This window comes from Microbacterium schleiferi (genome assembly GCF_038150145.1).
Taxonomy (GTDB): domain Bacteria; phylum Actinomycetota; class Actinomycetes; order Actinomycetales; family Microbacteriaceae; genus Microbacterium; species Microbacterium schleiferi_B.
On the sequence record NZ_JBBWSA010000015.1, the window covers coordinates 1 to 17,386 of the forward strand.

21 protein-coding genes are annotated in these 17,386 nt (G+C 67.4%); 5 read left to right on the forward strand and 16 right to left on the reverse strand.

Annotated features, from left to right (window positions below):
- Window positions 1-182: 182 nt before the first annotated feature.
- From glmM to AADH62_RS13970, 5 genes are all read right to left on the reverse strand, one after another.
- On the reverse strand, window positions 183-1,547 hold the full coding sequence (gene glmM / locus AADH62_RS13950; protein WP_341580028.1) for a phosphoglucosamine mutase: 1,365 nt from the start codon (window positions 1,545-1,547) through the stop codon (window positions 183-185).
- Between the two features lie 20 nt (window positions 1,548-1,567).
- Window positions 1,568-2,050, reverse strand: a complete 483-nt coding sequence (gene rpsI, locus AADH62_RS13955) for a 30S ribosomal protein S9 (RefSeq protein ID WP_292729292.1) — start codon at window positions 2,048-2,050, stop codon at window positions 1,568-1,570.
- Between the two features lie 29 nt (window positions 2,051-2,079).
- The gene (rplM, locus tag AADH62_RS13960) at window positions 2,080-2,526 is read right to left on the reverse strand and encodes a 50S ribosomal protein L13 (protein WP_228177219.1); all 447 of its coding nucleotides are present in this window, start codon (window positions 2,524-2,526) and stop codon (window positions 2,080-2,082) included.
- Between the two features lie 144 nt (window positions 2,527-2,670).
- On the reverse strand, window positions 2,671-2,826 hold the full coding sequence (locus tag AADH62_RS13965; protein ID WP_341580030.1) for a hypothetical protein: 156 nt from the start codon (window positions 2,824-2,826) through the stop codon (window positions 2,671-2,673).
- A gap of 28 nt (window positions 2,827-2,854) precedes the next feature.
- Window positions 2,855-3,499 carry a CPBP family intramembrane glutamic endopeptidase gene (locus AADH62_RS13970; protein ID WP_341580031.1) on the reverse strand — a complete coding sequence of 215 codons (645 nt, stop codon included), beginning with the start codon at window positions 3,497-3,499 and terminating at the stop codon, window positions 2,855-2,857.
- Window positions 3,500-3,920: 421 nt separating this feature from the next.
- On the opposite strand from AADH62_RS13970, the gene AADH62_RS13975 reads away from it, so the two are divergent.
- On the forward strand, window positions 3,921-4,772 hold the full coding sequence (locus AADH62_RS13975; RefSeq protein ID WP_341580032.1) for a hypothetical protein: 852 nt from the start codon (window positions 3,921-3,923) through the stop codon (window positions 4,770-4,772).
- A gap of 156 nt (window positions 4,773-4,928) precedes the next feature.
- Entirely contained in the window at window positions 4,929-5,570 is a 642-nt protein-coding gene (locus tag AADH62_RS13980; protein ID WP_341580033.1) for a low molecular weight phosphatase family protein, read from the forward strand.
- Window positions 5,571-5,657: 87 nt separating this feature from the next.
- Here AADH62_RS13980 and AADH62_RS13985 read toward each other — a convergent pair whose 3' ends face one another.
- The gene (locus tag AADH62_RS13985; RefSeq protein ID WP_341580034.1) at window positions 5,658-6,950 is read right to left on the reverse strand and encodes a type II toxin-antitoxin system HipA family toxin; all 1,293 of its coding nucleotides are present in this window, start codon (window positions 6,948-6,950) and stop codon (window positions 5,658-5,660) included.
- Window positions 6,947-7,189 carry a helix-turn-helix domain-containing protein gene (locus tag AADH62_RS13990; RefSeq protein WP_341580035.1) on the reverse strand — a complete coding sequence of 81 codons (243 nt, stop codon included), beginning with the start codon at window positions 7,187-7,189 and terminating at the stop codon, window positions 6,947-6,949. The genes AADH62_RS13985 and AADH62_RS13990 overlap by 4 nt, the downstream gene beginning before the upstream one ends.
- A 243-nt stretch (window positions 7,190-7,432) precedes the next feature.
- On the opposite strand from AADH62_RS13990, the gene AADH62_RS13995 reads away from it, so the two are divergent.
- The 3 genes from AADH62_RS13995 to AADH62_RS14005 are packed head-to-tail and all read left to right on the forward strand — an operon-like array spanning window position 7,433 to window position 9,661.
- Window positions 7,433-7,648, forward strand: a complete 216-nt coding sequence (locus AADH62_RS13995) for a helix-turn-helix domain-containing protein (RefSeq protein WP_292735617.1) — start codon at window positions 7,433-7,435, stop codon at window positions 7,646-7,648.
- Entirely contained in the window at window positions 7,645-8,931 is a 1,287-nt protein-coding gene (locus tag AADH62_RS14000; RefSeq protein WP_341580037.1) for a type II toxin-antitoxin system HipA family toxin, read from the forward strand. The genes AADH62_RS13995 and AADH62_RS14000 overlap by 4 nt, the downstream gene beginning before the upstream one ends.
- Before the next feature lie 43 nt (window positions 8,932-8,974).
- Complete coding sequence (locus tag AADH62_RS14005; protein ID WP_341580039.1) at window positions 8,975-9,661, forward strand: low molecular weight phosphatase family protein; 687 nt, start codon at window positions 8,975-8,977, stop codon at window positions 9,659-9,661.
- Window positions 9,662-9,819: 158 nt separating this feature from the next.
- Here AADH62_RS14005 and AADH62_RS14010 read toward each other — a convergent pair whose 3' ends face one another.
- The 9 genes from AADH62_RS14010 to AADH62_RS14050 all read right to left on the reverse strand — a co-directional run bounded on the left by AADH62_RS14010 (window position 9,820) and on the right by AADH62_RS14050 (window position 17,386).
- The gene (locus tag AADH62_RS14010; protein ID WP_341580040.1) at window positions 9,820-11,103 is read right to left on the reverse strand and encodes an ATP-binding protein; all 1,284 of its coding nucleotides are present in this window, start codon (window positions 11,101-11,103) and stop codon (window positions 9,820-9,822) included.
- 114 nt (window positions 11,104-11,217) lie between these two features.
- On the reverse strand, window positions 11,218-14,490 hold the full coding sequence (locus tag AADH62_RS14015; protein ID WP_341580041.1) for a DEAD/DEAH box helicase: 3,273 nt from the start codon (window positions 14,488-14,490) through the stop codon (window positions 11,218-11,220).
- 148 nt (window positions 14,491-14,638) lie between these two features.
- Window positions 14,639-14,971 carry a hypothetical protein gene (locus tag AADH62_RS14020; protein WP_195693039.1) on the reverse strand — a complete coding sequence of 111 codons (333 nt, stop codon included), beginning with the start codon at window positions 14,969-14,971 and terminating at the stop codon, window positions 14,639-14,641.
- A gap of 119 nt (window positions 14,972-15,090) precedes the next feature.
- A complete protein-coding gene (locus AADH62_RS14025; protein ID WP_341580042.1) occupies window positions 15,091-15,402 on the reverse strand; it encodes a hypothetical protein in 312 nt (103 codons plus the stop codon).
- Between the two features lie 113 nt (window positions 15,403-15,515).
- On the reverse strand, window positions 15,516-15,776 hold the full coding sequence (locus AADH62_RS14030) for a Txe/YoeB family addiction module toxin (RefSeq protein WP_292734219.1): 261 nt from the start codon (window positions 15,774-15,776) through the stop codon (window positions 15,516-15,518).
- Window positions 15,773-16,024, reverse strand: a complete 252-nt coding sequence (locus tag AADH62_RS14035) for a type II toxin-antitoxin system Phd/YefM family antitoxin (RefSeq protein WP_229382258.1) — start codon at window positions 16,022-16,024, stop codon at window positions 15,773-15,775. The genes AADH62_RS14030 and AADH62_RS14035 overlap by 4 nt, the downstream gene beginning before the upstream one ends.
- A gap of 79 nt (window positions 16,025-16,103) precedes the next feature.
- The gene (locus tag AADH62_RS14040) at window positions 16,104-16,391 is read right to left on the reverse strand and encodes a hypothetical protein (RefSeq protein ID WP_341580043.1); all 288 of its coding nucleotides are present in this window, start codon (window positions 16,389-16,391) and stop codon (window positions 16,104-16,106) included.
- Window positions 16,392-16,411: 20 nt separating this feature from the next.
- A complete protein-coding gene (locus AADH62_RS14045) occupies window positions 16,412-16,657 on the reverse strand; it encodes a hypothetical protein (protein ID WP_292734225.1) in 246 nt (81 codons plus the stop codon).
- A 42-nt stretch (window positions 16,658-16,699) separates the two neighbouring features.
- Entirely contained in the window at window positions 16,700-17,386 is a 687-nt protein-coding gene (locus AADH62_RS14050; protein WP_414683158.1) for a hypothetical protein, read from the reverse strand.

Genomic DNA, 17,386 nt, shown 5'->3' on the forward strand with positions numbered 1-17,386 from the left:
CGACGACCTCCTCGTCGGGCCGTTCCAGCAGCCGACCCTCGTACGCGGGCCCATCGGGGGTGGTCTGTGGTTCGGGAAACTCGGGCATCCGTCTCTCCTGTCCGTGCGGATCGATGGATCGAGAGTGACGGGTCGAGCTATGGCACCGGAAGGCGAATCCTATGCGCCTGCTATGGCGTGCCTCAAGCGGGGAGACTCAGGCGTTCGCGCACGACCTCGGCGAGGGCCTCGGCCTGAGCGTGCGCGGTTTCGGCGTCGGCGGCCTCGACCATGACGCGCACGAGGGGCTCCGTGCCCGAAGGGCGCAGCAGAACGCGGCCCGACTGACCGAGCGCTGCGGATGCCGCAGCGACGGCATCCTGTACGACCTCGTCGGTGGCAACCAGCGATCGGTCGACGCCCGTCACATTCACAAGCACCTGCGGGTAGACGGTCATGATCGAGGCGAGGTCGGCGAGTGTGCGCCCGGTCCGGGCCATCTGCGACATGAGGTGCAGCCCCGTCAGCAGGCCGTCGCCGGTGGTGGCGAACCGCGACATGATGACGTGGCCCGACTGCTCGCCGCCAAGGGCGAACCCGCCCTCGGTCATGCGCTCCAGCACATACCGGTCGCCGACGGCTGTCTGCTCGACACGGATGCCGTGATCGGCCATCGCGCGGTGAAGACCGAGGTTGCTCATGACTGTCGCGACGAGCGTGTCGTCGGTGAGCTCGCCGCGCTCCTTCAAAGCGACGGCGAGGATAGCCATGATCTGATCGCCGTCGATGACCTGGCCTGCAGCGTCCACGGCAAGGCACCGGTCGGCGTCGCCGTCGTGCGCGATGCCGAGGTCGGCGCCGTGCGCGACGACAGCAGCCGAGAGCTGATCGAGGTGCGTCGAGCCGACGCCGTCGTTGATGTTCAGTCCGTCGGGATCGGCGCCGATGACCGTCACGCGTGCGCCGGCATCCGAGAACGTCTGCGGTGAGACGCCGGATGCCGCGCCGTGCGCGCAGTCGAGCACAACGTGAAGCCCGTCGAGCCGATGCGGCAGGGACTGCAGCAGGTGAAGGACGTAGCGGTCCTCGGCATCCGAGAACCGGGTGATCCGGCCGACGCCGGCGCCGGTCGGCTGCAGCTTTTCGCCGCTCATGGCGGCTTCGATGCGCGCCTCGACGACGTCGGGCAGCTTCACGCCGCCGCGAGCGAAGATCTTGATGCCGTTGTCGGGGGCGGGGTTGTGGGATGCCGACACCATGACCCCGAAGTCGGCGTCATGATCGCCGACGAGGTAGGCCAGGGCGGGCGTCGGAAGGACGCCGGCGTCGAGCACGTCGACGCCCGAGGAGGCGAGTCCCGCCGAAACGGCGGCGACGAGGAACTCCCCCGAGACGCGAGGATCCCGTGCGACGACAGCGGTGAGCCGCTTACCCGCGGCGCGGCGGGCGTCAGCGGTGCGTCCTTGGCCCAGGACGACAGCGGTCGCCTGGGCCAAGGACAACGCGAGATCGGCGGTGAGGATGCCGTTGGCAAGCCCTCGTACGCCGTCCGTGCCGAACAGCGGCATGGTGCGCGGTGGCGAAGCGATTAACGCTTCGAGTACTGCGGAGCCTTGCGCGCCTTCTTGAGACCGGCCTTCTTGCGCTCCTTGACGCGAGCGTCGCGCGAGAGGAAGCCGGCCTTCTTGAGGGCCGGGCGGTTGTTCTCGGCGTCGATCTCGTTGAGCGCACGGGCGATGCCCAGGCGCAGCGCACCTGCCTGGCCCGAGGGGCCGCCACCCTGGATGCGGGCGATGACGTCGTAGGCGCCGGTGAGGTTCAGCAGGGTGAAGGGGTCGGTCACGAGCTGCTGGTGCAGCTTGTTCGGGAAGTAGTTCTCGAACGTGCGGCCGTTGACGGTGATGGTGCCGGTGCCGGGGACCAGGCGCACGCGCGCGATGGCCTCCTTGCGGCGGCCCACTGCCGCGCCGGGGACGTTGAGCACGGGACGTGCAGCCTCAACGGCCTCGACGTCGACGGCGGATTCGGTGGTGTAGCTGGTGGGCTCGGTTGCGGTGGTGTCGTTCGCCACGAGTATGTCCTTCTGGGTCTGTCCGGCGCTTACTGGGCGACCTGGTCGAGCGTGTATGTCTTGGGCTGCTGAGCGGCGTGCGGGTGCTCGGCACCGACGTACACCTTCAGCTTGGACAGCTGCTGGCGACCCAGGCTGTTCTTGGGGAGCATGCCGCGGATGGCCTTCTCGACAGCGCGGACGGGGTTCTTCTCGAGCAGCTCGCTGTACGCGACGGCCTTCAGGCCGCCCGGGTAACCGGAGTGGCGGTAGGCCATCTTCTTCTCGAGCTTCTGGCCGGTGAGGGCAACCTTGTCGGCGTTGATGATGATGACGTGGTCGCCGCTGTCAACGTGCGGCGCGAAGGTCGCCTTGTGCTTGCCGCGCAGGAGCGCGGCGGCGTGAGAGGCGAGGCGGCCGAGAACGACGTCGGTGGCGTCGATCACGAGCCATTCGCGCTGGATTTCGCCAGCCTTGGGGGTGAATGTGCGCGTCACGATAGTGCTGCTTTCTGGTTCGAACGGAGGAGTTCGTGAATCCCGCTCCGGGGTGGTTCCGCGGCCGAAGGCCGCCGAACACGCCAGTGGAGGGCTCACGTTCGCGGTGATCTGCCGCAGTGAGGCAGGCACCAAAGAGCTAGCTTACGGCATCCGGATGCTGCGCGCGAACGCTCCGGCATCGATACTGCGGCGCACCGCATCCCACTCCCCCGCCGGACTGGCACGGAGCGTCGACGTCCCCCCGGTTTCGCTGAGGCTCAGCGCGTACCAGCCGATGGTCTCGCTCCCCCACGGCATTAGGCGCGACGCGCTGAACCCCGACGCCCTAGGTGCCGACGGTGCCGACGAGCAGCATCGCGACGGCGACGCCGTTGAACACGATGTGGGTGAGTACGGCTCCCCAGATGCGCGAGGTGGCCACGACGAGGCCGGCGCAGACGAGTCCGACGATTCCGAGAGTGGCAACCGACCACCACGTGTAGATGTCGAACACGAGGTGCAGCCCGATGAAGAGCAGAGTCGTGACGGCAATGGCGGCGAACCCGGCCCACGAGCGGGAGTTCGTCATCCGTCTGACCGCCGTGAAGATCGCGACGAGCAGCACGGCCCGGAAGAAGAACTCCTCGAGAAGCGGCGCGATCACGACCGGTGCGAGCACCCCGTCGAACCAGAAGGATGCCGGAAGTGACCCGTCCAGCGTGCCTGCTGTGGGCCACGCGGCAGTGCCGGTGCCGGCGATCTCGAGGAAGCCCTGGATGAAGCGCAACAGCACGCCGAGCACGACGCCGTAGAGCAGGTCGAAGGGGTGGAAGCGCAGCAGCATCCGGGGCCGCGAGCGCACGAAGGCGAGGATGATGGCGGCGAGCATCCCTCCCCAGAGGGCGGCGATCGAGAGCGCGGAACCGAGCGCGCCGCCCACGAGCCGGTCGGCAAGGGTTGCGAGCAGGATGCCGGCGCCGAGCAGCAGCACTGCCCATCCGACGAGTTCCCAGTCCCACCGGGCGACGGATGACCCGCCCGACCGCCAGGTGTGGCTGGCGCGTTCGCTCCGCCGCGAACCGCGGGACGAATCCGACCCGCGTGACGAATCCGACCCGCGTGAAGAGGCGGATCGCCGCGAGGATCCGGGTTCCGCGGCCGAGTCTGAGCCCCTCGACGATCCTCGTTCCCGTGAACGTACTGTCGCCGCGCTAGACTCCGTCATAGGCGCCAGGGTACCTGTCGGGGGAACTCCTCGCCGGTTCGGCGCCAGAACCACACGCTTCTATCCGCATCGCGAGGGCGAGCGGATACTGTTCCGCCCACCGCACACCAGCCGACTCGCGAGGACCGCCGTGGCCTACCGCTCGAGCACGTCAAGACGCCGCTCCCGGGGCTCTGTGCCCGCGTGGGTGTCGATCGTGATCGTCGCGGCGCTGATCCTCGCCGTCGGGGGCCTCAGCTGGCTGGCGATCACGCGCACGCAGACTCCTCCTCCGACCGAGTCGCCGCGCGTGACCCCGACGATGGGTGTCGAGACGCCGACCGCAACGCCCACCCCGACACCGACCTCGACGGTCGCGGCGGCAACCGGCGCCGATGAGCGTTTTCTCATGGTCAACGCTGGCGACATGTGGCGGGCGACTGCTGGCGCGTGCGGCGCGGCAGAGCCGCTGCTCGAGCGCTCAACCGATGGCGGCGCGACGTGGAGTGACGTGACGCCCCGCTATCGCGGCATCCAGCAGATCCTCGCCCTGGAGCCGTATGCGGCGGATCAGGCGATGATCGTCGCGCTGATGGGTGATGGCTGCGAACTGCAGGGGCTGCGGACCTTCACGTACGGCGAGTTCTGGGAACCCAACGACGAAATCCTCGCTTCGTCGACGTACGTTGACCCCGCGAATCCGGCGGCAGTCGTGACGCCGGCTGGCGAACTCGACGCCCCGTGCGCAACACCGACAGGCGTCCGCGCGAATGGTGGCACGACGGCGGTCATCTGCGGGTCGGATGCCTCCCAGACGACGGATGCCGCCACCTGGTCTTCCCTCGATCAGGCCGGAGTCCTGGCGCTGACGGTTGCCGGCGACGGTCAGATCACGACGGCGCGGGCGGATGCCGCATCCTGCGACGGGACGCTGGTGGCGGAGCCCGGGGCTGCGACGTGCATCCCGAGCGTTCCGACCGATGCCCCGGTTGCCGTAACCCTGGATGCCAACGGCACGCCCTGGATCTGGGCGGGCGACACCTTCGTAGCCACCCGCTGACCCCCTCCCCGGTCGCCTCGCGAGCGCCCACTCCCCGGTCGGTGAGCGAGCGAAGCGAGACGAAACGCACCCCGACCCCGCGAAACCCCCCGTTCACATTCGCCCCCTACGATGCGTCATGTCGATGCACATGGGGACGGGGCTTCGACACCCGAAGTGGTGGGGACCAAAGAGATCTGGGGATCAATGGTCGATGTCCTTGTGGTGTGCACGGCGAACATGATTCGTTCGCCGTTGGCAGAGTTGTATTTGCGCGAGAAGCTGGCGGGCCGCGCGGTCACGATCCGCAGCGCCGGAACGCATCCGGCGCCGGGCGACGGAATGACACGGCGCGCTCGGGATGCGGCGAAGGCGCTGGGTTTGTCGATGACGGATGCCGAGGCTCATCGGCCGCAGCTGTTGACGCGCGAGATGGTGGAGCAGGCCGACATCATTCTCGGTGCTGCTCGCATCCATCGCAGTGCGTGCGTGCGGATGGACCTGAGCGCCTTGGATCGCGCGTTCACGATGCGTGAGTTCGAGAGGCTCTCCGCGGCGGTTGACGATGATACCCTTCAGCGGGCGCTTGATCGCGCCGGCGATGATCCGGATGCGAGGGTCCGCGCCGCGACCGACCTCGTGCGCGAGGTGCGGGGCACGATGAATCCACCGGGTGACCCGGCGGTCGATGATGTCTTCGACCCTGAGCTGACGCGTCGGCGCTCTCACTATGCCCGCATGGTGTCGGAGATGATCCCGGCGCTGGATGCCGCCGCGGCGTTCGCCGACCGCATCCGCGAGGCCGCGCCCGTTCGGTGAGCAGGCAGCCCCCATCCGAGCGACCCCCCGGTCGTTGAACGAGCGACCCCTCCCGGCCGCCGCCCGAGCGACGCGACGTCCCAGCCCTCACGCGTCCCGGTCCTGGGGGCTGCCGATGCGTTCGCGCAACGCGAGCGGAATGGTGGACGAGATCCGTGCGGGTCGACCGGCGAGCAGGTTCTCTGCCTGCCCGCGGATGTAACCGGGCACGTGCGCCTCGATCGCCGGGTGCGCGTGCACGTCGCGCGTTGCTTCGACGATGGCGGTGAGCGTCTCATCGATCGCCGCCCGAGCCTCCCCGTCCGGCACACCCCAACTCGTCGCCTCGGCGACCAGGTCGGAGGCCGTGACATCGGGCAGACGTGTCACCCCGTTGATCCGCAACGCGAGGGCGTCCGTCGCGTCATAGGCCAGAGCGAGCGGCGCCGCGTCGTAGATCGGCGCCAGCGTGATCCGGCCCCGCTCATCGTGCAGCAGAGAGAAGTTCTTCGCGTGGGCGTCTGTGTTGCCGACGGCGATGGTGAACGCTGCGTATCGCGCGAGGCGTAGCCGGTCGGCGTACGGCGTCTCGAAGACGGTCCGTCCGGTGTCAAGAAGGCCCGCGATGCCTCGCAGGGTGGCGCTGGGGTTGTTCTGCTCGAACTTGTCGTTGCCACCCCATGGCAGGCGCAGCGCTTGCGCGGCATCCTCCTGATGGATGCGGCGAACAGTGTCACCGTCGTCGACGCGGTCGTAGCGTTCGACGACAAGCACGGGGCGGCCCGCAACGGTTTCGGTCCAGGTTTCGAATGCGAGAAGCCCGGGGTGCCGCGCGACCTGCAGCGCATAGTTCTCGCTCTCGACGGATGCCACGTATTCGGCCGCGACAGGCTTGAGGATGTGGGTCGAGGGGATGACGCCGTTACCACGCCACCACGATCCGTCACGGCGTGTGAGCGTGAGCTTGCGCTGAAAGCCGGGGAGCGCAGATCCTCCCCCGCCGATGAGGAAGCCGCTCGCACGGTCCAGGAGCGCCCCGACGGCGTCAATGTCGAGCTTCTCGGGGTCGCGCTGCTGAGCCTCGAGGTGACCCACTCGCAACGCCCCGGCGAGGTCGGCTCCGACCTCCGCCAGCAGGCCCACGACATCGCCGCGGTCGACTTTGACTTCCCGCGCGAGCCGGGCGATGTGCTCGCCCTCGGGAAGCAGCCCCCCGAAGAACGCTTCGGAGGCGTGCTCGTCGTCCACTCCTACGCGCAGGCCAGCGCTGAGAACCCGGGAGTTCTCACCCCACCGGTCGATCGCCTCGCGCGACCAGCGCAGAACCACCCCGCCTCGCGCCGTGCGTTCGAGCGTTCCGATGCGTGTGTCATAGAGCCGCACGGGCAGGGCGTCGGTCATGATTCGGATGCCGCGGGATCGGGATCGTCAACCTCGGCGACCAGCTGCACGCCCAGTGCAGCGAGCACCTGCAGGTAGTGAGTGTCGAACCTCTTTGCGCGCCCGGTTTCGAGTTCGTGGACGTAGCGTTGGCCGACCCCGAGAGCTGCGGCGAGTCGGCGTTGCGTCCACCCATGCTGTTCTCGGATGCGACGGATGACCCGCCCGAGGTCACTCGGATCGTCGATGAGCACTCGCATGTGATGTCCCCCCGACACTGGTGATTCCCGTTACAACATCATACCCGCCTCGATGTCATTTCGGGAATCACCCCGCAGCCGATTCCCGAAACGACGTCAGGGACGGCAAGGCGCGAGCGAAGCACCCTGAGCCCATGCCTTGTGTAGCCGTACGGCGACAACGTAGAATGCAGCCGTACGGCGACAACCGCTCGTGCAGCCGTACGGCTGCACGGACTGATCAGGGGGCCCGGAGTGTTGACAATGCGCGACGCGTCGGCAGTTGTGCGAGAGCTGCGCACGCAACGGGGCTGGACACAGCAAGACCTCGCCACACGAGCGCGATTGTCACGATCCTTCGTCGCCGATGTCGAGTCGGGCAAGCCGACGGTCGAGTCAGCGAAGCTCTTCGATCTCTTCCAGGCGCTCGGTTACGAGGTCGTGCTGCGGGATCTCGCGACCGGGCAGGTGCTGCGGTGACGGCATCCGAACTGGCGGTGTATCTGGATGGCATCCCGACGGGGATGCTCACCCAGTCGGCAGCAGGAAACGTCAGCTTCACCTATGACGCCGACTACCGAGATCGTCACGATGCGACTCCCCTGTCGCTCGCGATGCCGCTGAGTGCGGCAACACATCGAAAGCGCGTGGTGCTCCCCTGGCTCCAGGGGCTGCTCCCCGACAACGACGAGGCGCTCCGGGCGATCGGACGACGCTTCGGGGCGTCGCCTGCGAACCCGTTCGCGCTCCTCGAGCACATTGGGGCAGATGCGGCGGGCGCGGTACAGATCCTTCCGCCCGCTGAACTCGCGAGCGACGCGCGCGCCGAACAGAGCGCGCGGCCGGTCACCGAGGCGGAGGTGGCTCGGATGCTCGACCAGGTGGTTACCGAGTACACCGACGGCGTCGCTGTCGGGGATGGCGCTGGGCGCTTCAGCATCGCCGGCGCGCAACCGAAGATCGCGTTGTTCCGGATGCCGGATGGCCGCTGGGCGGTTCCTGAGGGAAGCCAACCGACCACGCACATCCTCAAGCCGGTCGTCGGTACCTTCCGCCGCATCGACGTGGTTGAGCAACTCACTCTGCGCGCAGCGGCTCATCTTGGGTGTGATGTCGCAACCGCGCGGCTTGGCCGTGTCGGCCACTGGAACGTCTTGATCAGCGAGAGATACGACCGCGAGTGGACGGATGGGCGGTGGCATCGCCTCCACCAAGAGGACATGTGCCAGGCACTCAGCGTGCCGCCGTCAAAGAAGTACCAGCAACGCGACGGCGGACCGGGCGTGGCCAGCATCGCTCAGCTCATCGGTTCCCTGCCGCTCGTCGCGGATCGCGAGGCGACCGGCGCCGCGTTCTTCCGCGCGTTCGTCTTCAACGTGGTGGCGGGGTGCACGGATGCTCACGCCAAGAACTACTCCCTCATGCTGAGGGGCCGCTCGGTGCGGCTCGCGCCACTCTACGATCTGCTGACGTACGCCGCGTACTGGGATGGCTCCGCGATCATCAGCAGCGCCATGAGCGTGGAGGGCGAGTACGCACTCGACCGAATCTCTGTGGCAGGTCTCGTCCGCACGGGGTCGCGATTCGGTGTACCCCCGAACGATGCATCCTCAGTCGTTGACGAGATCAGATCGGGTCTCGTCGAAGCTTTCGAGGCTGCTCGAGCCAGCATGGCCGATTTCGATCTCGACCCCGACGCTGTCGCGGTGATGGATGCCGCGTTGGCAGGCGTTCGCCGCCTCCCGCTCGTCCGCGTTCGGTGACCGAGCGAAGCGAGACGAAACGCACCCCAGGTACCCTCGATTCATGCCGATCGAGATCGTCACCGTCTGCACCGGCAACATCGTCCGCTCCCCCCTATCGGAGCTGTACCTGCGTCTCCTCCTGGCCGATCTCCCGGTCGAGGTGGCGAGCGCCGGAACCCAGCCGCGTCCGGGTGAGGCGATGACCGAGCAGGCGTGCGAAATCGCGGCTGAGCTCGGCATCCCGGCGGCAGAGATCGAGGCTCATCAGGCCAAGCGTCTGACCGAGCCGGTGCTCGCCGGTCGTGATCTGGTGCTCGCGATGACGCGCGCGCACCGCAAGGCCGTGGTCGAACTCGACCCGTCACTGTTGCGCAACGCGTTCACGATCCTCGAGTTCGCTCGCCTGTCACGGCACGTGACGGATGCCGAGATCCACGAGGCTGCGACGGATGCCGGCGACGACCCGCGAGCGCGGTTCCAGGCTGCCCTCGCGCGGGTGCTTAGCGTCCGCGGCACTGTTGACGCGCCAGCCGATCCGGCAGAGGATGACGTTCTCGACCCGGCCGGCCGCAGCTGGAACACCTACGAAACCTCGATGAGCCAGCTCCTCCCGGCCGTGGAGGAAGTGGCTCGCGTCATCCGCAGCGCTCTCGTCTCGCGTCGCGCAATCGCCGAGCTGATGCCGCCCGCGCCCGGCGACTCGCTGTCGCCGCAGCTGCACGCGCTGCGCGACGACGAGCGTTTCTGAGATGGCGGTCTATCTCGATACCTCGACGGCTTCGTGACCTACGCCTGCCGCCGAGCCGAAGCGCTCACCGTTCTCGGGATACCTGTCATACAGCCCGCCTCCCGGCCTGAGTAACGCGCGCCCGCGGATCCGCGATTATGCAGGCGCGACAGCTCAGGTCAGGCCCCGAGCAGTGCAGCCGGGATCACCGCAATTCCATCCGACCTTCGGTAGGCGAGCTCGCCCGTGGTGATCACTGCCGCATCCGCGAGCTGCGGCCCGAGGCGGTCACGAAGCCAGCGCAGGTGCCGCACGTCGGAGTCGTCGACAGCAGCCGAGAGCTTGACCTCGAAGGCCACAACACGTCGTCCTCGTTGCACGATGAAGTCGACTTCCCGGTCGCCGTTGCGGGTGCGAAAGTGGCCGAGCCGCGCCTCTGCGTGGGATGCATACGCGTGGAGGCTGAGCGCGACCAGCGCTTCAAAGAGTCGTCCGAGAAGCGGCCCGTAACCGGAGCCGAAGAACTCCGAGGTTCGCGATCCGTCGCCGTCGAATCCGAGGAGTTCGTCAGAGTCGAGCTCGAGTAAACGGCACACGAGAGCGGGGTCGGCGAGGAAGTGCTTGGGTGCTTGAGAAAGACGACCGAGTTCATTTCCTCGCGGAACCCACGGCTCCACCGGATCCAACAGCCAGAGCGACGAGAGCACGTCTCGATAGGCGATCGCTGTCGTCTTGGCGGGTTTCGCGCCCTCAGCCGGCGTGGCCGCCTCGAGCACCGTCGCGTAGCTTGCCGTGGTCGCGGTGGCGGCGGCGTATGCACGCATCCACCGTCGCAGAGTGTCGGGGGCCCGCACGACGTGACCCTGTTGGGCGAATTCCCGGTGGATCACGTTGTCGATGTAGGCGTCGAGTTGCAGTCGTTGGCCCCGCGGGGTGAGTGTTCTGATACCTGGAAAGCCGGATGCCGTGATCTCACGCACATAGTCCACGAAGCCCAGACCGCTCACGCCCTCCACTGACGCTTGGCTCGACAGCAGGTCGCCGAGCGATACAGTCACCGACCCGGGGAATCGTTCGGCGAGCGAGAGCGGCCGCATACGAAGCGGAACGATCCGGCCGGCCCCCGAGTGAACAGCCGCTCCGGGCGGATGCGCGCTCCCGGTGAGGATGACACTTCCGGTCGGCGCGCCGTCGTCCACCCATCGGCGAGCAACGTCCCACGCCTGGGGTGATCGCTGCCATTCATCGATGAGCAGCGGCGACGCGAGTGACCTGATGCGGTTGGGGTCGGCTTCGAACGCCTGGCGTTGCGAGTCATCGTCCAACCGGATGACGCTCTCGGCTTGTCGAGTGGCCGCCGCCGTCTTTCCGACTCCCTTCGGACCCTCGACGGCTACCGCTGCCACCTCACCGAGCGCAGCGGTCAGCTGCTGATCCATCAACCGAGGAAGGTAGCCATCCACGCGGCTAAACTACCATCCGCAGCATCCTTACGCTACCGATAGCATCGCTTTCACGCCACCAAACGCAGAGCCGGGCGCGACTCTTCTCGCGTCTGACTAATACCGATCGGCGGTTCAGTCGACGAGGCTGCGGATGTCGTCCGCAGAGAGTCCGCCACCGATGGCGTCGCCGTCGGTGTCGAGCACGCGGTCGAACAGTTGGGCTTTGGCGGTCTTGAGCGCCATGACCTTTTCTTCGATTGTTCCTTTCGAGACAAGCCGGTAGACGATGACGGGTCTGGTCTGACCGATCCGGTGGGCGCGGTCGATGGCCTGCGCCTCGACGGCCGGGTTCCACCACGGGTCGAGCAGGATGACGTAGTCGGCCTCGACGAGGTTGAGCCCGACACCGCCCGCCTTGAGCGAGACGAAGAACGCTGGCGCGTCGCCGGTGCGGAACTGGTCGATGACGGCAGCGCGGTTGGTCGTTGAGCCGTCGAGGTAGAGCGAGGCGATCCCGGCATCCGTCGCAGCATCCCGCGCGCGGCCGAGGAAGCGGGTGAACTGGCTGAGCACGAGGGCGCGGTGCCCTTCGGCAGCTGCCTCGCGAAGCAACTCGAGGAGGGCGTCGAGCTTTGCCGAGGGCGCTTCGCCTTCGTCGACCAGGTCGGGCGAGAGCGAGAGTTGGCGAAGCAGGGTGAGCGAGCGGAAGATCTGGAACCGGTTCGCCTCGACGTCGTCGACCAGACCGAGCACTTTCTGGCGCTCACGTGCGAGCCTGCGGTCGTAGAGCCGCCGGTGGGTCGGGTGCAGATCGAGCACGAGTTGCTGCTCTTGCTTGGGCGGCAGCTCCGATGCGACAAGCTCCTTGGTGCGGCGCAGCAGGAAGGGGCGGATGCGGCGCTGCAGCGTCCGCAACCGTTCGTTGTCGAGTTCTCGTTCGATGGGTGTGCGGTAGTACTCGGTGAAGTTGCGACGCCCGCCCAGCAGACCCGGGCACGCGAGTGAGACAAGCGCCCACAGCTCGAGCAGGTTGTTCTCGAGCGGAGTGCCGGTGATGACGAGCGTGAAGGGGGCATCCAGCATCCGGGCGCATTTGTAGCCCTGCGACGACGGGTTCTTGATCTGTTGAGCCTCGTCGAGAATGAGCCCCTGCCAGTCCAGGGTCGCGTAAGCGTCGAACTCGAGACGGAACAGCGCGTAGCTGGTCACGACGACGTGCGCCCCGGCGACCTCGTCGGCCAGTACCGTGCCGCGCTTGTTTCCCATTGCGCTGATCGCAGCGACGCGCAGCTCGGGCGCGAATCGCGCGCACTCGGCAGCCCAGTTGCCGACGACGCTGGTGGGGGCGACGATGAGAAACGGCGGATGCTGCTGGTCGCCCGTCTCAAGCGCATCGAGTCGTGCTTTCTCGATCATCGCGATGGTCTGCAGGGTCTTACCCAGGCCCATGTCGTCGGCGAGCACCCCGCCGAGTTGGTGAGTGCGCAGGAAGTGCAGCCAGGAGTACCCTGTGCGCTGGTAGTCGCGCAGCTCGGCGCACAGCGTCGGTGGCGCATCAATGGGGGTGAGCTGATCGTGGTCGCTGAGCCCACGCACCCGCATCCACCATTCGATCTCCTGGCGCGCGGCGACGCCCAGCTCGACGAGCTCTTCCCAGAGGTCGGCCTGGTAGCGACTGACCTGCACCGAGGTGACGGGGCGGTCCGAGAGGGCACTGGCTTCGGCGATGATCTCGCGCAGGCGCTGCAGCTCGGGCGTATCGAGCGAGAAGTAGGTGCCGCTGGGCAGGACGAGGATCGGCTCGTTCTCGCTGAGCGCCCGGAACAGGGCAGCGAAGTCGACGTCCTCACCCTCGATACGCACCTGCACGCTCAGGTCGAACCAGTCGTTGGTTCCGGGCTGGGCGGCGACCGAGACATCCGGCGCCCGGGATGCGGCACGGAAGCTGGGAGCCTCGACGTCTTCGACGACCCGCACGGTCTCGAGCGAGCGCAGGCCGGGCAGCACTTCGGCGACGAACAGCACAGCAGCCGCACCTCGCAGGGTTTGGTCGGGCGGCACCACCGCGGCATCCGGCAGGACGATGGAGGCGTGGGCACCCGCGGCGCCGCGAACGGCATCGAGGATGCCGCCCTCGCGAACCCGGTCGGGACGGATGCTGCCGCCGAGCCGGTCCCATCGCCAGGTGAGGTGGGCAAGCCCGTCGCCGTGGTCGACGCGCACTTCGAGCACGGTGCTCGGCGGTGCCGGCACCGTGTAGCTGGCATCGGGCGATACGACCGGCGCGATCGCCTGCAGCCGCGGGAGGTAGTGGCTCTCGAAGCGCTCTCTGCCTGCCGTGTCGACCGAGATGGGCTTGTCGGCGGCGAGCAGGTCGCGCATCGGCCCGGTGAGCGGCGGATCGAGGGGGTGCAGCACGATGCGTTCTTCCGCGGTGCCGGCTGCGGTGACCCGACCCACGGCGATCGGAGGATTACCGACGGTCACGAGCGGCTCCGACGCTTCACTTTCCCCGTCGGCGCCGGCGTCGGCGTCCCCGGCGCCGGCATCCTCGTCGTCTCGCACCGGCACCAGCTCGCCGCGCACCGCGAGTCGCTTGCGGTTCTCGGTGACCGCGATCCGCGGGGTCAACGGCTCCCCGTCGAGCCGCACCGGATGCTGCGCCTTGCCCGGTGAGACGAGCGCGACCCCCGCCGCCTCGAGATCGGTCAACAGCGACCAGAGCGTCCGCGAGGGCAGCCGGTCGAGCTGCATCCATTCGTCGTCGCGATAGGTGTAGCCCCACGAGTTCGCGGCAGGGTCGAGAACGTCGAGTTCGATCAGCAGCGCGAGCGCCGCAGGATCCGCCTGCAGCCCGTCGAGGTGCCCCCAGCGGGCCTTGCCCTTGATCCATGCGCCTCGCGCGCCGCGCATCCCGGGCCGGGCCGCGAGCCTCGGCTGCTGCGGGACCCTGCTCCAGCGCGTCGCGCGCGGTGTCTGCAGGGTGATGAACAGGCACAGTTCCACGGCGGCTGCATCGGATGCCGGCAGCAGCCCATCGAGCGAGCGTTGCCACGGTGGAGTGCTGTCTCGCGGCGGGAATGACTGGCCTTTCGGCCCTCTCGCGCCCGAGTCCGTCCCGGCATCCGAGACGGCGAGCAGCACGGCAGCGACGTGCGCGCAGTGCGGGGCATGCTCGCAACTGCAGTAGGCACTCATCGACCCGCGCGCAGGCTCGATGACGGCCGAGACGACCACGACCTCATCGCCCCCGTGGCCGCGATCGCGCACGACGGCATCGACCGAGGTGCGCGCGTGGTCGGCTTCCAGGTCGACGATCGTGACCCGCCCTGCCGCGTTCAGCGTCCAGCCGCGGTCGTAGTTCGCGCCCCCGAGAGATTGGGCAACCTCATGCCAGTAGTCCACGAAACCATCGTTGCAGCCGCCGCCGACATCTCGCACTCGGTCGACGCCGGTCCAACGGCAGCCGAGTTCTTCGGCGCGCTGTGGAGGAACCGCTCCTCATCGTCCTGCGTGCAGCACAGCGGATGCCGTACGCCAGCGTGTCGCGAGTCTAGGAGTCCAGCGCGCGCTTGATGAGAGCCGACACGTCGCGGTCGAGGTTGTCGATCCGGTGCTCGAGCGCGCTGAAGCGCACGTCGACCGCCGCGAACCGCGCATTCATCTCCCCCTGCAGCCCGTCGATACGCCCGCTCAGCGCGTCGATTCGCCCGTTGACCTCACCGCCCAGTGCGTCGATCCGCCCAGAGAGCTCGCCCCGCAACCCGTGGATCGCGGCAGTCGTCGTGCGATTGGTGAGTGTGACGATCACCGTCGTGCCTCCCAGCATGACGGTCGTGAGCGCGGCGATGTAGAGCCAGTTCTGTGGGTCCACGAGCGAGATCACCCCTTCATTGTGCGACGGATGCGGCAAGCCTGCCACCTCGTGGGCCTCAGCGCGCACGTGTCGTCACGGGTGTGGAGACCCGCGCCGTTCGCACGAATGGGGAGGCGGATCGAGGCGGATCACTCGTCGCGAGAGGTATCACCTGACGCGGGCGCGAGACGCGGTGCGAGGCCAGCGGCGAGCGCGTAGACCCGATCGTCAAGCTTCGACACGCGGTCTTCGAGCCGTGAGAGACGCTCGTCGAGACGGTTCAGGTCAGTCTTGAACTCAGCCTTCAGGTCGGTCAGCTCGGCCTTCACCTCCGCGCGGGTGCGACGCGCCGACGCCGTCACGGTTGTCGCGAGGCCCACGATGCCGACAGCGAGTGCAACGATCACGCCCAGTGTGTCTATGCCCACGGTGACCTCCATGTTCTCCAGTGTGCGCCTCATAGGCCCACGTATCTAGAACCGTAGGCGAGCGCGCACCCCGCGAAACACGAGAACGGGCGGGGACCATACCAACGCTCACCGTCGTCCGATGGGGAGGAACCGGGGCGGTGACGTCAGTAGTGGTCTCGTGCTTGGAGGATCACGATGTGGTCGTCGGTGACGTAATAGACGAGTCGATTCTTCTCGTCGATCCGCCGAGACCAGGAGCCCGACAGCACGTGGCGGAGCTGCTCGGGTTTGCCGACGCCGTCGAACGGATCGCGAAGGACTGCGGCGATGAGCGTGTTGATCCGCTTCAGCGTCTTGCGATCCTGCGCCTGCCAGTACACGCAGTCCTCCCACCCGTTCGGGTCGAAGACAAGCGCGCGGGTCACGGATCGACGAGGTCGTGCTGCTCGAACTCGCCGCGACGCGCGCGCTCGACCGCCTCGAGCAGCCGCTCGGCGTTAGCGGGATTTCGAAGAAGATACGCGGTTTCGGTGAGAGCGTCGTAATCGTCTTTGGACATGATCACGGCATTGCCACGGCGGGAGACGACCTCCACCGTCGTGTGATCGTCGTTGACCTGCTGGATGAGTCCGAACAGGCTCTTTCGCGCTTCGGTCGCCGTGATCGCGGACACGGGAACACCTCCGAGTGAGTAGTACGTAAAACGGTACCACTCTGGAGATTGGTCTGGCGTCGGGAGCGACGAACGCAGATTACTCGTCGCGCGGAGCCTCGCGCGCGGGCGCAAGTCGCGGCGCGAGACCCGCCGCGAGCGCATAGACCCGGTCATCAAGCCGAGACACCCGGTCGTCAAGCCGAGACACCCGGTCGTCAAGCTGCGAAAGTCGGTCGTCGAGGCGACAGATCTCCGTCGCGAACTCGGCCTTCAGCTCGACGCGAGTGCGTCGCGCAGACGCCGTCACGGTCGTCGCCAGCCCGACGATGCCCACGGCGAGCGCAACGAGCACGGCGAGTGTGTCCATCCCCACGACGACCTCCATGTTCTCCAGTGTGCGCCGGATCAGCGCGCGTATCCATGGATGAGTTCGAGTTCGGCGCGCAGGTGGTGTGGATCAGGAACATCCATCGGTACCGCAGCCAGGATGCCTGCGACGATCGCGGCCTTCGGTTCGAGGCTCGAGGGGTAGGCGACATCGATCGCGCGACGCACCAGAGAAGCGACGGAGACGCCCCGCTGGGCAGCGATTCGTCCAAGCCTTTCACGCTGCTCGGTCTCAATGAGCACCTGAAGCCGCTCGGTCTTCATGCCCATACTGTAGTCGGCGCATGTATCCGGACGTCGGGGCGTTCAGGCGAGGGCTGGTCTGCCGCGCTGCGGGCGCGCCTCCACTTCCCGCGTGATGGCAGTCACCCATTCCCTGCGCCAGCGACGAATCTGCTCGCGTTGCTTCTTGTTGGCGCCAGAGCGGGGGCCCAGGAGATCGAATGCCGCATCGACATAACCCACGAGCTCCTCCTGCGGGCTGGCCGATGCACGCGCGAGTATGCGACATGCCGAGGACGCGTCGACGCCCGTCTCGAGCAGGCGCAGAATCTCCCTTGCGTCCTTGAAGCCCTTTTCGGTGTCAGGCCTATCGAGCAGTGCGGCCATCTTCGAGATCGTGTGGGCGTCGATCGTGAGCAGACGCCATTTGCCTTGGCCGAGGTCTTCTGTGTGGTCGGCGAGAACCTCGACCCGTAGACGGAGCTTTCCGCCGAGCTCGGACTGGTGTGGAATGTACACATCGACGTGGACACCCTCGACTTCACCGCGCCACTTTGTTCCTTGCAGATGGCTGGACTCCGACAGCTCCGACAAGGCGCCTCTGACCTTCTCCCGCACCTCATGTGAGCCGATGATCAGGTCGATGTCACGGCTGATATCACCGCCGACTCGCGCGAACGTCGCCCACCCTCCGATAAGGATCGAAGGCTCGAGTTCGTGGCCCAGGTAGTCCAGGACGAACCTCAGATGTCCCTCGTCATCCAGTGGCAC